Annotated in this window: 15 protein-coding genes; 11 read left to right on the top strand and 4 right to left on the bottom strand. The window is 53.1% G+C overall.

Annotated elements, in window-relative coordinates; genetic code table 11:
* Positions 1-43 precede the first annotated feature (43 nt).
* Genes INF37_RS05215 through INF37_RS05200 form a run of 4 tightly spaced genes read right to left on the bottom strand, consistent with a single transcriptional unit; the run spans position 44 to position 3,176 of the window.
* Positions 44-667 carry an ATP-binding cassette domain-containing protein gene (locus INF37_RS05215; protein WP_193536888.1) on the bottom strand — a complete coding sequence of 208 codons (624 nt, stop codon included), beginning with the start codon at positions 665-667 and terminating at the stop codon, positions 44-46.
* 3 nt (positions 668-670) lie between these two features.
* Complete coding sequence (locus tag INF37_RS05210; protein ID WP_193536886.1) at positions 671-1,420, bottom strand: ABC transporter permease; 750 nt, start codon at positions 1,418-1,420, stop codon at positions 671-673.
* Positions 1,421-1,425: 5 nt separating this feature from the next.
* On the bottom strand, positions 1,426-2,478 hold the full coding sequence (locus INF37_RS05205) for an ABC transporter substrate-binding protein (protein WP_193536884.1): 1,053 nt from the start codon (positions 2,476-2,478) through the stop codon (positions 1,426-1,428).
* Positions 2,479-2,501: 23 nt separating this feature from the next.
* Positions 2,502-3,176, bottom strand: coding sequence for a Crp/Fnr family transcriptional regulator (locus tag INF37_RS05200; RefSeq protein ID WP_193536882.1), 675 nt, complete (start codon positions 3,174-3,176; stop codon positions 2,502-2,504).
* A gap of 169 nt (positions 3,177-3,345) precedes the next feature.
* Here INF37_RS05200 and INF37_RS05195 point away from each other — a divergent pair, with 169 nt between their 5' ends.
* The 11 genes from INF37_RS05195 to INF37_RS05145 all read left to right on the top strand — a co-directional run bounded on the left by INF37_RS05195 (position 3,346) and on the right by INF37_RS05145 (position 13,252).
* Entirely contained in the window at positions 3,346-4,062 is a 717-nt protein-coding gene (locus tag INF37_RS05195; protein WP_193536880.1) for a GTP-binding protein, read from the top strand.
* Positions 4,050-4,793, top strand: coding sequence for an ATP-binding cassette domain-containing protein (locus tag INF37_RS05190; RefSeq protein ID WP_193536878.1), 744 nt, complete (start codon positions 4,050-4,052; stop codon positions 4,791-4,793). Before INF37_RS05195 ends, INF37_RS05190 begins: the two co-directional genes overlap by 13 nt.
* A complete protein-coding gene (locus INF37_RS05185; RefSeq protein WP_193536876.1) occupies positions 4,790-5,728 on the top strand; it encodes a hypothetical protein in 939 nt (312 codons plus the stop codon). Before INF37_RS05190 ends, INF37_RS05185 begins: the two co-directional genes overlap by 4 nt.
* A gap of 236 nt (positions 5,729-5,964) precedes the next feature.
* On the top strand, positions 5,965-6,867 hold the full coding sequence (locus tag INF37_RS05180; protein ID WP_193536875.1) for a LysR family transcriptional regulator: 903 nt from the start codon (positions 5,965-5,967) through the stop codon (positions 6,865-6,867).
* Positions 6,868-6,994: 127 nt separating this feature from the next.
* A complete protein-coding gene (nikA, locus tag INF37_RS05175; RefSeq protein ID WP_193536873.1) occupies positions 6,995-8,596 on the top strand; it encodes a nickel ABC transporter substrate-binding protein in 1,602 nt (533 codons plus the stop codon).
* A gap of 81 nt (positions 8,597-8,677) precedes the next feature.
* The gene (gene opp1B, locus INF37_RS05170; RefSeq protein ID WP_193536871.1) at positions 8,678-9,616 is read left to right on the top strand and encodes a nickel/cobalt ABC transporter permease; all 939 of its coding nucleotides are present in this window, start codon (positions 8,678-8,680) and stop codon (positions 9,614-9,616) included.
* 3 nt (positions 9,617-9,619) lie between these two features.
* The gene (opp1C, locus tag INF37_RS05165; protein WP_191399447.1) at positions 9,620-10,444 is read left to right on the top strand and encodes a nickel/cobalt ABC transporter permease; all 825 of its coding nucleotides are present in this window, start codon (positions 9,620-9,622) and stop codon (positions 10,442-10,444) included.
* Positions 10,441-11,271: an ABC transporter ATP-binding protein gene (locus tag INF37_RS05160; protein WP_193536869.1), complete on the top strand. Its 831-nt coding sequence runs from the start codon at positions 10,441-10,443 to the stop codon at positions 11,269-11,271. The genes opp1C and INF37_RS05160 overlap by 4 nt, the downstream gene beginning before the upstream one ends.
* Positions 11,264-12,064, top strand: a complete 801-nt coding sequence (locus INF37_RS05155) for an ABC transporter ATP-binding protein (protein ID WP_193536867.1) — start codon at positions 11,264-11,266, stop codon at positions 12,062-12,064. The genes INF37_RS05160 and INF37_RS05155 overlap by 8 nt, the downstream gene beginning before the upstream one ends.
* Positions 12,061-12,993, top strand: coding sequence for a M14 family metallopeptidase (locus tag INF37_RS05150; protein WP_193536865.1), 933 nt, complete (start codon positions 12,061-12,063; stop codon positions 12,991-12,993). Before INF37_RS05155 ends, INF37_RS05150 begins: the two co-directional genes overlap by 4 nt.
* Positions 12,980-13,252, top strand: a complete 273-nt coding sequence (locus INF37_RS05145) for an MATE family efflux transporter (protein WP_101691256.1) — start codon at positions 12,980-12,982, stop codon at positions 13,250-13,252. The genes INF37_RS05150 and INF37_RS05145 overlap by 14 nt, the downstream gene beginning before the upstream one ends.
* The last annotated feature ends 449 nt before the right edge of the window (positions 13,253-13,701 follow it).

Genomic DNA, 13,701 nt, shown 5'->3' with positions numbered 1-13,701 from the left:
TCACGCAAGCGACGCCTCTCCACTCAAATCTCAATATTTCCTATCAGGGCTCTTTTCTGTACTGTCCGCTCAATCTGGGGCTGTTCAATTCCAGTCCTGTCAGCAATTCGGTTACGCCCAGCGCATCCAGTTCTGTGGGATCATGCGTGACAAGGAGCACGGTTTTTCCCGTGCATCGGCGGCGGGTATCCTCCATCACCAACTGTTTGGTCTCCCGGTCTAAGCCCTTGAAAGGCTCATCCAGGATCAGAAGGTCATAGTCGGCCAGCAGACCGCGGAGAATCGCCACTCTGCGCCGCTGTCCTCCGGAAAGCTCCCGGGTAGGCTGACCGATGCAGTCGGCCAGCCCCACCGTCTCCAAAGCTTTTCTGGCTTCTGCCCGGCTCAGGGACGGAGTTACCAAGCGGAGGTTGGATACGCCGTCCAGTTGGTCACATAGACGATCTTCCTGGAATACTGCGCTGAGGCGGAGACCATCCAGACCGTCGATCCAGCCGCTGTCCGCCTGCTCCAGCCCCATAAGGATCCGCAGCAACGTGGTTTTTCCAGCACCAGAAGGAGCCATCAGCCCGGTGATACGGTTCGCCGCCAATGTACCAGATACATCCCGCAGCACCGATTTTTCCCCAAAAGACTTACACAACCTGTGCATCACAATATCCTGCATAGCTCACATCCTCTCCAAGTGGTGCGCAGCCTGTCTCAGCACTACCAAAAAGAACCGCTCAAATAACAGGCTTACCAGTACGATGACCAGTGTCCAGGCAAACAGATCCGGCGTGTCCAGATAGACCTTGGCCTGCTGAAGCCGCTCGCCGATAGAGCCTGTTGGCATACCGATGACCTCGGCAGCGATCCCCGACTTCCAGCACAAACCCAAAGCGGATGCGCAGGCCGCCTGAAAATAGGGCATCACCTGTGGCAGATACACATAACGGATCCGCCGGAGCGTGGGAATCCGGAACAGCTGCGCCATCTCCAGCATCTGACGGTCCATGGCACGGATCCCGCCCAGAACCCCGGAATACAGCACCGGCAGAACCATCAAAAATGAGATCAGGATGGACAGATTGCGGGAAGAAAACAGAATCAGGGACAGAATGATAAACGAGGCCACAGGGATGGACTTGATGGCCAGCAGAAGAGGGGCCAGCAGCTCCTCCACCAGGCGCAGCCTGGCAGAGAACGCTGCAAGAACGGTACCCACTATTGCCCCTAAAAGAAAGCCGCCGGTAATCCGCAGCATGGAAAATCCCACGGCCTTCCAGAACGACCCCTGAAGGGCCAGCTCCCCCAACCGGGCCAGAACCTGTATGGGCGAGACCAGTAAGATTTGCTGATCCAGCGCCATGGCCCCTATCTGCCAGACCAGAAGCCATACAAACACCGCCCAGGGCCGTAGTATTCCGGCGCGTCTCATCTTCCTCAGCGGCTGTAGTAGAAGTCGTCAGCGGGCAGAGCGCCGCCCACAGATTTGGCGTTCTGGTCGAAGAGAACGGTCAGATAACCGGACAGCTTGTCCTTCATCTCGGCACCCTCTACAAAGACGATATTGCAGGCGGGGATGGCTTTCTGGGCAACCTCCGCGGTAACGATGTCATAGGTGCCGACCAGCTGGGCGGCATCCTCAACATTGGCATTGACAAACTCCACGGAAGAGGCGTAGTGATCCAGGAAGGTGGAGACGGCCTCGGGATGCTCCTGGACAAACTCTGTCCGGGCCACCACCACTCCGGTGACCAGTGTAGAGGGCGTCTCGCTGTCCGCCTGCAGCTTGTCCCATTCCTCCGTCAGATCCAGGGCCACGCGGATACGGTCGCTTTTGCCCTGGGCTATGGTGACAAAGGGTTGGGGCAGCATGGCGATGGCATTCTCCTGGGCAGTCAGCGCAGCCAGGCATTCCGCATGTTCGCTTTTCCATTCAATGGTCACATCACTGGCGGGATCGATACCGTTCTGGGCCAGTACATAGTTCAGAGCGTATTCCGGTGTGGCGCCCTTCCCGCTTGCATAGATGGTTTTACCGCGCAGATCCTCCATGGACTGAACGGTATCCCCACTCTCGACAATGTACAGCACACCCAGCGTATTGATCGCCAGGACCTGTACGCCGCCCTCTGTGTTGTTATAGAGGACGGAAGCCAGATTGGCCGGAACTGCGGCAATGTCTGTGGTACCCTGGGAAAGGGCCGCAGAGACCTCATCTGTCATGGCTGTGATGGTAAAGTCGTAGTTGTTGTCGGTTATGGAGCCGTTATCCGTCTCACTCATGAACTGCACCATTCCCATGGCGGTAGGACCCTTGAGGGCCATTACCTTCACATCCACGGCTTCCGTCGTGACCGATTGACTGGTGGTGGGAGTTTCCGAATCAGAGGGTGTCTGAGAGGCGGTGGGCTCCTGGGGTGTGGAGGAGCAACCAGCAAGAAGCGCCGCAGACAGAGACAGAGAACAAATGAGAGACAAGAGCTTTTTCATGATCGTATTCCTTTCTGGGTGGTCTATTTGGTGTTGGATGGATGATAGAGCAGATCTTCCAGCTGGCCCGGATCCATTACATGGAACAGATTCCCGTGGGACTCGATAGCTCCTATGGTCTGCAGCGCTGCCAGCTCCCGGAACAGGGCGGCACGACTGACGCCCAAATGGCGGGCAAGATCCTCCCGTGAGCCACGAAAAATTACCTCGCCGCCTTTATTGCTATGGGCAAGGAGAAAGGCGATGACACGCCCCCGGCAGGACTGCATGGTGAGCAGCTCGATCCGCTTCAAGAGAAACTGGATTTTTTCACTGCAAACTGCGGCAAACCGGAGGGCAAGGGTGCCATCAGCAGCCATGGACTCCAGCAGCACCGCTTTCGGGATATAGAGGATCTCTGTCTCCACGCTGCATCTGAGTACAGTTTCCAGCTCGGATTGAGCCAAGAGGTTGCAGATGCCAAAGCATTCTCCAGCCGACAGTTCATTGAGCAGGATATCCTTTCCGTCCAATGCTACGGAATAGACCTCGATCCTGCCCCGTGTGATCAGACCGATGGATGGGATCCCCCGGGGAATGTCGCTGACGATCTGCCCACACCGGAAAACCTGGGTGGATACCTTTTCCCCAGGCAGTGTAACGTCTGTCAGCAAAGCAGAAAGCGCCAGCTTCTGAGACAGCTCAGTTTGTTCCAACACCTCACCTCATTTCAATAAGTTAGCTTTTGCTAACCATATATTATTGTACATGCCTAATATCGCTTTCGTCAAGAAAAAAAGCTGCGTTCTCAGTCTCACTTGATACTGACAAGTGGCACAGTCAGGTGGTAAGCTGATGCTAACTGCATGACTGGAGAGGAGCACACGCATGCCAAATCACATTTTCTTATTCTCTGGAGCTTCTGCAGTAGGGAAGACCTCTGTTTTGCGATCTCTTCTTCCGCTGCTCAAGCAGAGCGGGGCACCCCCCTGCGTTTGCAAGATCGACTGCCTGCAAAGCGGAGATGCCGCAGTCTTTGAGGAACTGGGCTTACCCTGTGTCACTGGCCTGAGCGGGGATATTTGCCCGGATCACTTCCTTGTGTCCAATTTGCCTGAGCTGTGGGATTGGGCGGACGGACAGCGCTGCGATACATTAGTGATTGAGACAGCGGGCCTGTGTCATCGCTGTTCCCCTGCCACCATCCACATGGTGGCGGGATGCGTCCTGGACTGTACTGCCAGCTGCAAGGCGCCGGGACAGCTTGGCCCCATGCTCACCCAGGCGGACTTTGTGGTGCTGACCAAAACGGATATGGTTTCCCAGGCTGAGCTGGAGATCATTTCCTGGCAAATTGGGGAGCTAAACCCAAAGGCAGCGCTGTTCCCGGTAGATGGCTTGGCCGGATATGGCATCGACCGCCTGGCGCAGTGGCTGCTGGAGCAGCCCGCCAACTGTAGCTCCGGAGAGGATGTGCTTCGCCATACCATGCCAAGCGGGGTATGCTCCTATTGTGTGGGAGAACGCCGGGTAGGCGGAGCGTTCCAGCAGGGCGTTGTGGGTAAGATCGACTTTGGAAAGGAGGCGCCGGTATGGAGTGCCTGACCATTTTGCCGGGGCATGACAAGCGCGGAACAGTAGAATCCTTTTTGCCCATTCATCTCAAACGTGGTCAGCTGTACACCATTGTGGGGAACACAGGGTCAGGGAAGTCTCGGCTGATCAAAGATGTGGAGCAGCTGGCCCAGGGAGACTCGGTTACCGGACGCACCATTTTACTGGATGGAGCTCCCGTATCCCGCTGCCATCGGCAGAGGCTGTCGGGTCAGCTGGTAGCCCATCTTGGACAGAACATGCGCTTTGTTCTGGACACCACGGTGGAAGACTTTTTACGCCTGCACGCTCGCTGCCGCAGCCGGGAGATCACCCCGGAAGAAATTCTGAAATTGGTGAACGAGATCACGCCGGAACCCGTAACATTGGGTCAAAGCCTCAACCAGCTCAGCGGCGGGCAATCACGGGCCCTAATGATCGGGGATATCGCCCTCATTTGTGACAGCCCCATCGTACTTATTGACGAGATTGAAAACGCCGGGATCGACAAGCAGCGGGCTCTGCATTTGCTTCGCCGTCAGGACAAGCTGGTTCTGGTGGTCACCCATGACCCCCATACAGCGTTGATGTCGGAGCAGCGGATCGTCCTTGGCGGCGGCGCAATTACCGCAGTAGTGGGACGTTCTCCGGCTGAAGCGGCCCTCTATCAGCAATTAGAAGCCGAATACCAAACCCAGCGTCGTTATCAGACGCTGTTACGAAAGGGAGAACTCCTGGCATGACACATATTTTGCTCTACTGGAATCATATCTGCGTACTTCACCGACAGGAGAAGGCGTTCCTGGATGCGCTGACGCAGAAGCTGCTCCCCGATGGGATCCAATTGGAAGTGCGCTATTTCGGCTTGGGATATCCGGAGCACATGTCTGAATATTTGGCCCGGCCGGATGCCGTTCTTCCCGACCTCATCGTTTCTGCCGATCTGGAGGTATTCGAAGATCCAGACATTTTCTGCAAACTGAACGGTGATCTCTATCCAGTGCGAAGCTGGATGTCCCTGCGTTCCGGTCCTATGCTGGATGCTGTGGAGCGAGGGCCGTTTCTGCTGCCGTTCCTGTCCATTCCTCTGGTCTACTATACGAGGGAACCGGAGGTCTGCTGCCATACTGCCCTGGCTGACTGGAACGGTCTGGCATTGGGCGGCATCAACAATTCGGCGGTCAAAACCGTAGTGAAAACAGTCTGGGAGCGATGGGGGTCTCAGGCAGCAGAAGCGCTGCTGGAGCGCAGTCTGGTGACCGATATGCCCATTGGCGCCTTTCAGGCCGTGCGTCAGGGGCAGGCGTCCACTGCCCTTGTGCCCTCTCTGTATGCCCTGCGGGCAGACGGACAGGAGACCTTTCTTCGGCTCCCCCGGGAAGGACCTGTTCTGATCCCGTCCTACTTCTGTGCCCGCACTTCTGTTCCCCAGTGGATTGCCTGCTGTATGGTGAAAGAGATTTTGTGTCAGGAGCTTTGTTCCTTTTATGCTGCCAACGGAGATCTGATCGTTTATCCCGAGCACGCCCAGGGAAAAAGCCAGCAGGAGAGTCCCAGCGCCTGCTGTCCTTCTACTGAGTGGCTTGCATCCTTGACACACGATGAATTTTATGGACTATACTGTCAAAAACTTTTGAAGGCAGCAGATTGGAAGACTGGCAACAATCTGCATGTTTAAGTACTGATTTGTGGATATATTATGATGCCCCCCGGCCACACAGTTTCTGGTTGGGGGGCTTTATGTTCTCTTGTTATATCTAATGTCCATCAAGTACTGGAAAAGGTGCGGTATCAACAATTCGCACTTAATTGTATGTTACATGATGATAGCTTTTGTTTCAGACTGTTGAAATATAGTATAAACGAGTGTATAATTAGTTAGCGAAGACTAACTAATGAGATGGGAGAAATACAATGGACATCAAACAACTTGAATTTTTTTCAGTGGCCTGTGAAAAAGGAAGCTTATCTCAAGCGGCTGCTTGCCTCTACACATCTCAACCACATATCAGCAAAACGATCCGTACATTGGAAAATGAATTGGGGCGCCCTTTATTATCTCGAAGCGGGAAGGGGGTTCGCCCTACAGCATATGGTGAGACGGTTCTTGAGTATGCGAATCTCATATTAAAAGCGGCTGCGACGATCTCGACACTCTCCCTTCCTGACACACATAACAGTCTGCGGTTGTCCACATATCCCAGCAATATGATTTCAAGATTGCTGGTCGATTTTTATAAAGAGTGGGGGACGCAGTTTCACATCGAGTATCACGAGGGAAGTGTGGAGGAAATTACCGATCATGTTCACCAAGGAATTTCTGAGATCGGGATTGTATATGTTGCGCTGAAACAGGTTCAAACCTTTCAGCATATTCTTTCCCATAAGAACTTAGAGTTTGTACCTCTGGATGTTAAAAAGATCTGCGTCTATGTTGGGCCGAGTCACCCGCTTTATCATACGGAGAGTATCGATTTTGAGGATCTTTCAAGTCTGAAATTCATGCGGGGTGTGCGAGACTTCTTTTCTATGGAACACCACCTCGAACGGGTCAGTATGGGTGTCATCGATAACGAAAAGCTCCATCATGTGGTATATACCAACAGTGACCATCTGATCATTGACCTGTTGCTTCATTCTGATGTGTGTAGTCTGGGATTAGATTTTATGCATGAACCGTATACCCAGTACGCAATCAAGTCTCTTCCTATTAACGGGTGTGAGCCATTTTTACAAATGGGGTATGTATTTAATCCGGAGCGGGCACTGTCTGCCCATGCTCGGTGGGTAGTAGAGCGTTTTCGAAAGATGCTGTAAGCAGTGGAGAACTATAACAAATCGTTATAGTTCTCCATGAAAATTTGTGCTCTGGTAAGCTGCTGCTAACTACTGTATACTGAATAACAGTCGGTTGATAATTCGACACTGCTTATCGGAGGGAAAAATGAAAAGAAAACTACTTTCTGCCGTATTGAGCGGCGCGCTTGCACTCACCTGTCTGGCTAGTTGTGGCCAGACCTCGGATCCCGGCCAGACCACATCCGGTACGGGGGAAGAGGCAAAAAATGAGCTGGTCTTCGTCAACTATCGGGACATTCGGGATCTCAATCCCCATCTGTATGCCGGTGAGATGTATGCCCAGAGTATTCTCTACGATACCCTGGTGAGTATCACGGATGATGGCTATAAGGGCTGTTTGGCAGAGAGCTGGACCATCAGCGAAGACGGTTGCGTCTACACGTTCAATATCCGTGATAATGTTTATTTTTCGGATGGAACGCTGTGTGATGCCAATGCTATTCTGGCGAATTTCAACGCCATCATCGAAAACAAGGAGCGGCATACTTGGCTGGAAATGATGAACCTGCTGGTGGGAGTCTCCGCGCCGGACAGCGATACGTTTGTGATTGAGCTTAGCGAGCCCTACTATCCCATGCTTACCGAGCTGGGCTGCATTCGTCCCTTTGCGATGATCTCGCCCAACTGTATGATTAACGGCAGCACCAAGGATGGAGTGGAGGGCTACATCGGAACAGGTCCCTATGTGCTGACCGACTTTGTTACTGACGAATACGCTGTATTTGAGCGCAACGAGAACTACTGGGGCGAGGCTCCGGCCATTGAGAAGATCACCGTCAAGGTCATTCCAGACAACCAGACCCGTATCATGGCTTTGAAAAAGGGAGAAATTGACCTGATTTTTGGCAAGAACATGCTGGATGCCGATGCAATCAGCCAGTATGTGGACAGCGATCAGTTTACGGTGAGTTTGTCTGAGCCCACCTCTACCCGCCACATTGTTCTGAATACTACACACGAAATTCTGGGTGATAAGGCTGTCCGTCAGGCTCTCCAGCACGCCACCAACCGGGAGGCCATCTCGGAAGGCATCTTCTATGGCTTGGAGCAGCCCGCCGACACCTTGTATGCGACCAGCGTTCCCTACTGCGATGTGGATTTGGAGCCCTATGCCTACGATACCGCTGTTGCAGGACAGGTGCTGGATGAAGCTGGTTGGGTGATGGGCAGCGACGGAATCCGTGAGAAGGATGGTAAAAAGCTGGAGCTGGATCTGCTGTACAACAGTGACAGCGTGACGGAAAAGACCATCTCTGAGTATCTTCAGAGTGAGTATCAGAAGCTGGGTATTTCTCTGAATATTCACGGCGAGGAAGAGCAATCTTATCGAGACAATATGAAGGCGGGCAACTTTGACATGGTATTCAATATCTGCTGGGGTATGCCCTATGATCCTCAGTCTTCTCTGGCTGCAATGCGCGCCCCGGTTTACGGCGACTATGCTGCGCAGCTGGGTCTGGAGGATAAGGCAGAAATTGACCAGGCCATCACCGATATTCTTACCTCCACAGATGAAACCGAGCGTCAGGAACTGTATACCTTTGTGCTGACTCGCCTCCACGAGGATGCCGTCTACATCCCCCTGACCTATGAGTGCAACAAGGCCCTTTATACCTCTGAACTACAGGGCGTCCATTTTGGCAGCGATCAGTATGATGTCCCCTTTGCGGACATGTATTTTGAGTAATCACCTGTGTCACAGAAGGGCCGCTTCTTCGGGAGCGGCCCTTCTGCTGGGACTGGATCGCCATAAAAGGAAGGGAAATTTATGAAACGCTATGTCATCCGTCGGCTGTTGCTGACGATTCCGCTGTTGCTGGCAATTTCCTTTGTCTGCTTCGTATTTATCAATCTCATTCCATCAAATCCAGCCGAGGTAGCACTGCGAGTCCAACAGATGCCGGTAATCACGGAAGAAGCAATCGCCGAAATGGAGGAAATGCTGGGTCTGAACAAGCCGTTCATTGTCCGGTATTTTGACTGGGTGCTGGGGTGTCTGCATGGTGACTTTGGCATCAGCTATGTCAATCCTGCCCGTACTGTAGCGGGGGAACTGGTGCGCTGCCTGCCTGCAACATTGCAGTTGGCTGCGGTATCCTTTGTGATTGTGCTTATACTGAGCGTACCCATTGGCTTTTTGTGTGCGGTTTACAAGGACGGATGGTTTGATAAGATTATGCGGGCCATTATCTTTATTTCCACTGCTATGCCCGCCTACTGGGTGGGACTGCTGTTAATGTGGGGTATCAGCGTAAAGCTTGACCTTCTGCCCACCAATGGAAGTGGCACTTGGCAGCATCTCATCCTGCCGGCTTTTACGGTGGCGCTGAGTTATATTTCTACCTATATCCGGCTGATCCGAAATAATATGCTGGAAAATATGAATCAGGACTATGTGCTCTATGCCAATGTGCGCGGTCTGCCTCAGAAGTCTATTATGGTCAAACATATCCTGAAAAACTCCATGCACACTTGCATTGTGGCTATGGGTATGAGCATTCCACAAATGATTGCGGGCACCATCGTAGTGGAAAATGTGTTCTCCTGGCCGGGGCTTGGAACTTTGTGCATCAGTTCTATCTTTAATCGGGATCTGCCCGTCATTCAGACCTATGTGCTGCTGATCGGCGTGTTGTTCGTGGTGTTCAATCTGGTCTTTGATGTGCTCCAGACCGTATCGGATCCCAGACTGAGAAAGGAGAGCTGAGCAGTGAGAGAACGCTTTTTTCATAATCGCACAGCAGTGATGACTGTGCTTTTTGTGCTGATCATTGCCGCAATTGGGATTCTGGCTCCGGTTCTGGCCCCTCATGATCCCTATGAGACGGATATCCTAAACAAATTTGCGGAATACAGTTTGGAATATCCCCTTGGAACGGATCACTTGGGACGGTGTGTTTTGTCGCGGCTCATTTACGGCATCCGTCCTACACTAGGACTGGCGCTTCTGACCATGCTGGGCACCATTGGCTTGGGTGCATTACTCGGCATCATGGCTGGATATTTCCGGGGCGTAGTAGAAGAAGTTATCATGCGTGTGGTGGATGTGATGCTTTCTTTCCCCAGCCAGATCATGGTATTTGCTGTGGTCGGACTGCTGGGTATCAGCGTACAGAACGTGATCATCGCCAATGTGTTCATCAAGTGGGCTTGGTATGCCCGTATGATCCGTACCGGCGTCATGCAGTACCGGGACCGGAACTTTGTACAGTTTTCCCGCTGTGTGGGCATGCCGGAGCGATTTATCCTCTTCCGGCATCTGCTTCCCTCCATTACCTCGGATCTGGCAGTGCTGGCATCCCTGGACGTGGGCTGGGCAATCATCAATATTTCCACGCTGTCTTTTCTGGGCTTGGGTGTACAGGCGCCTACGCCGGAGTGGGGTGCCATGCTGAACGAGGCCAAGGAAGTGCTGACCAGCAATCCGGTACAGATGATCGCACCCGGTGTGGCCATTGTGGTGTTAGTGTGCTGCTTTAATCTGATGGGTGATGCGCTGCGGGATGTGTTGGACCCAAAAGAGGTGGAAAAATGATCCCAGTTTTGGAACTTACCGATTTACATGTGACCCTTCGTCAACACCGCCGAAACATTGAACTGGTCAAGGGTGTTTCCTTCTCTGTTCATGCGGGCGAGTGCTTAGGCGTTTTGGGCGAATCAGGCAGCGGAAAATCCATGTCCATTAAAGCTGCTATGGGTTTGCTGAATAAAAGCTTCCTGGTTTCCGGCAGTGCCCGCCTTCAAGGTGAGGAACTGTTGGGGAAAAGCGCAGAGGAACTGCGCCGTCTGCGGGGCGGCAAGGTGGGGATCGTGCTGCAAAACCCGATGACCTGTTTTGACCCGCTCTACCGAATTGGACAGCAGATTTCTGAAACCTTTCTGGCTCACAACAGCTGGAGTGCGGATGAGATTCGCAGCCGCTCACTGGACCTGCTGGAAAAAATGCGGATCCGGAATCCAGAGGAGGTCTTGGAAAAATATCCCCACCAGCTTTCCGGCGGTATGCTTCAGCGCATCATGATCGGCATTGCCACCTCCATGGAACCTGCTCTGCTGGTGGCAGATGAACCCACCACGGCGATTGATGCGATTACACAGTTTGAAATTTTGGATGAGCTGATCCGCATCAAACAAGAAGCGCAAACAGCCATGATTTTTATTTCTCACGATCTCAATGCCATTTCCCGAGTAGCAGACCGCATTGTGGTGCTGAATCAGGGCCAGGTGGTAGATCGGGGAGATTTTGAGCATATCCTTCACCACGCCTCAGATCCGTACACAAAGCTGCTGGTAGAAAAACGAGCCGATGTGATGCGCCGATACTGCCAGGTGCTGCAGGGAAAGGAGAGAGGCTATGCTTGAGTTAAATAAAATCTGTGTCAGTTTCCGCAGCGAGCGCCAGGATAAGATCTTTGGGCACACTCGCCAACAGGTCTTGTTCGATATTTCCATGCGGGTAGAGAAGGGAACTTGCCTGGGGATTTTGGGTGAATCGGGCAGTGGAAAATCCACCATGGGACGAGTGCTGTGCGGATTACTCAAGCCCGACAGCGGAGAGGTCCAGTTGGACGGCGTATCGGTTTATGCCTCCCGCTCTGGTCGCAGGAACCTGCAGAACAAGCTCAGTGTGGTCTTTCAGGACTACACCACCTCGGCCAATCCCCGTTTCAGGGTAAAAGACATCATCGGCGAAGGACTTACGGTACGGGAACGCCGGGAGGGAAGCAGACTGGATCGTGACAAGGAAACGGCCTCTTTGCTGGAACTGGTGGGGTTACCCTCCGAGTTTGCAAAGCGTTTCCCTCATGAGCTATCCGGTGGACAGCTCCAGCGGGTGTGTATTGCCCGGGCTGTGGCCTGTAAGCCGGAGATCATTCTCTTTGATGAAGCCATTTCCTCCCTGGATGCCCATACACAGGTTCAGGTAATGGATCTGCTGCGGGAACTGAAGGAGAAACTGGGGCTTACTTATATCTTCATTACCCATGACCTGACCTCTATCACCTATCTATGCGATGATGTGCTGTTCTTGTATCAGGGGCATGTGACAGAATATATGCCGGTCAGCCGGATCAGTCAGACCAAGGACGAGTATGCCCGCCGTTTGCTGGAGTCCATCGTGGTCTTTGATGCCGACGAGGAGGTAGCCGTATGATTTTTTGTGGTGAGACCATTTTACCCGGTCAGCGGAATTGGGTGCAGCTTTCGGTTCCGGATGCTAAGCCGCTGGAGTGCGTCTGCTTGTGCGGCAAAAATCCCGGCCGGACATTGGTGGTGACCGCTGGGGTACATGGCTGTGAGTATGTGGGTGTACAGGCGCTTCGAATTTTGGCCCAGGAGCTGGATCCGGGTGCCATGACGGGGAATGTCATTTTGCTGCCTCTGGCAAATCCCTATGGGTTTTATGCGGGAGCAAAGCGAGTGATCCCTGAGGATGGGGTAAATCTCAATGCGGCGTTCCCAGGCGACAGAAACGGCAGTCTTGGCCGACGGCTGGCCTTTGCTCTGGAGGATGCTCTCTATTCCTCAGCCGACTTTCTGGCAGATCTGCACAGTGGAGACTGCAATGAGTCCCTCCATCCGTTGGTCTTTTTCCCGACAGCCGGTGAAAAAGACGTCAATGCGGCAGCACTGGAGGCGGCAAAGGTGCTTTCTGTAGACTATCGAGTGCGTTCCACTGCCAGAAACGGTTTGTATAGCTGGGCGGTACAGAGAGGCGTTCCTGCATTGCTCATTGAACGGGGAGGCCAGGGGCGATGGTCTCAGCCGGAGGTGGACGCATGCAAGGCGGATGTCTATGCATTGATGGGACACTTGGGTATCCTGCCTGGAGGCGAGAAAAACCGGGTGCAGCAGGAAATTGTGGAGGCCAGCTATGTGAGATCTAGCTCTGACGGCTTCTGGTATCCTGTGGTGGTGGAAAACCAAGTTGTCCGCGCGGGAGATATTCTGGGCCGTCTGGAATCGTTGACAGGGGAACTGCTTCAGGAGGTACGGGCAGAATTTGACGGCATTGTTCTCTACCACACCACCGCATTGGGTGTTCATGCGGGAGAAGCGTTGATCGCCTATGGGCATACATAAAGTTTTCTGGAAACTGGCCTGGCCGGCAGCGGCTGAAGGGTTGCTGCTCATGCTGCTGACCGCTGCTGATCTGTTGATGGTCTCCGCTTTGGGGACCACAGCAGTGGCGGCGGTCGGTATTTTTTCGCGGCCCCGTATGGTGATCCTCTATCTGACCCAATCTTATTCTGTTGCATTGAGCGCCTATGCGGCTCGTCTGCGAGGACAGAACCCGGACTGTCCGCTGACCGCTTGTGCAAGGGCTTCCCTGATTCTGTGAGTCTGTATTTCTTTTTCTTACATGGATCTGCACTGTTCCGCTTTTACGGCATGCTGGAGCGCTGGCCGTGGCGCTTCAGTTATTGGTAATCTTGGCTTTTCCGGCCCTGCAATTGTCCTGCATGGCGTTCTGATTGGGGTAGGCGATACGCGTAGTGTTCTGATTGCCAATGTGATAGGAAACGGGGTTAATGTTGCACTCAATGTACTGTTGATTCACGGAGTGGGCCCATGTCCATCCTCGGGTGTCTTGGGTTCTGGTATAAGCACTGCCATTGTACCAGCTTAGTCGTGCAATATGCTCGCACTTCGGCGTTTACAAAGGTAGTGTCAAGAGTTTTGCGCAAATTGGTTTACAGCCCCTGGCATGAATGAAGTTAGCCAGCAATGGAGGCATCCTCAAAGGCTGCTTCCAGGTGCTTCATATTCATGTATTTCTTGTTGCCCCAC

The organism is Pseudoflavonifractor gallinarum (assembly GCF_014982855.1).
GTDB classification, from domain to species: domain Bacteria; phylum Bacillota; class Clostridia; order Oscillospirales; family Oscillospiraceae; genus Pseudoflavonifractor_A; species Pseudoflavonifractor_A gallinarum.
This window is presented reverse-complemented; position numbering and strand designations above follow the sequence as displayed.

Coding starts and splice junctions, on each gene's coding strand:
- INF37_RS05190 (WP_193536878.1), top strand. CDS start 4,050: ATGGAGTGCCTGACCATTTTGCCGGGGCATGACAAGCGCGGAACAGTA.
- INF37_RS05210 (WP_193536886.1), bottom strand. CDS start 1,420: ATGAGACGCGCCGGAATACTACGGCCCTGGGCGGTGTTTGTATGGCTT.
- opp1B (WP_193536871.1), top strand. CDS start 8,678: ATGAAACGCTATGTCATCCGTCGGCTGTTGCTGACGATTCCGCTGTTG.
- INF37_RS05160 (WP_193536869.1), top strand. CDS start 10,441: ATGATCCCAGTTTTGGAACTTACCGATTTACATGTGACCCTTCGTCAA.
- INF37_RS05215 (WP_193536888.1), bottom strand. CDS start 667: ATGCAGGATATTGTGATGCACAGGTTGTGTAAGTCTTTTGGGGAAAAA.
- INF37_RS05150 (WP_193536865.1), top strand. CDS start 12,061: ATGATTTTTTGTGGTGAGACCATTTTACCCGGTCAGCGGAATTGGGTG.
- nikA (WP_193536873.1), top strand. CDS start 6,995: ATGAAAAGAAAACTACTTTCTGCCGTATTGAGCGGCGCGCTTGCACTC.
- INF37_RS05180 (WP_193536875.1), top strand. CDS start 5,965: ATGGACATCAAACAACTTGAATTTTTTTCAGTGGCCTGTGAAAAAGGA.
- INF37_RS05195 (WP_193536880.1), top strand. CDS start 3,346: ATGCCAAATCACATTTTCTTATTCTCTGGAGCTTCTGCAGTAGGGAAG.
- INF37_RS05205 (WP_193536884.1), bottom strand. CDS start 2,478: ATGAAAAAGCTCTTGTCTCTCATTTGTTCTCTGTCTCTGTCTGCGGCG.
- INF37_RS05155 (WP_193536867.1), top strand. CDS start 11,264: ATGCTTGAGTTAAATAAAATCTGTGTCAGTTTCCGCAGCGAGCGCCAG.
- INF37_RS05145 (WP_101691256.1), top strand. CDS start 12,980: ATGGGCATACATAAAGTTTTCTGGAAACTGGCCTGGCCGGCAGCGGCT.
- INF37_RS05185 (WP_193536876.1), top strand. CDS start 4,790: ATGACACATATTTTGCTCTACTGGAATCATATCTGCGTACTTCACCGA.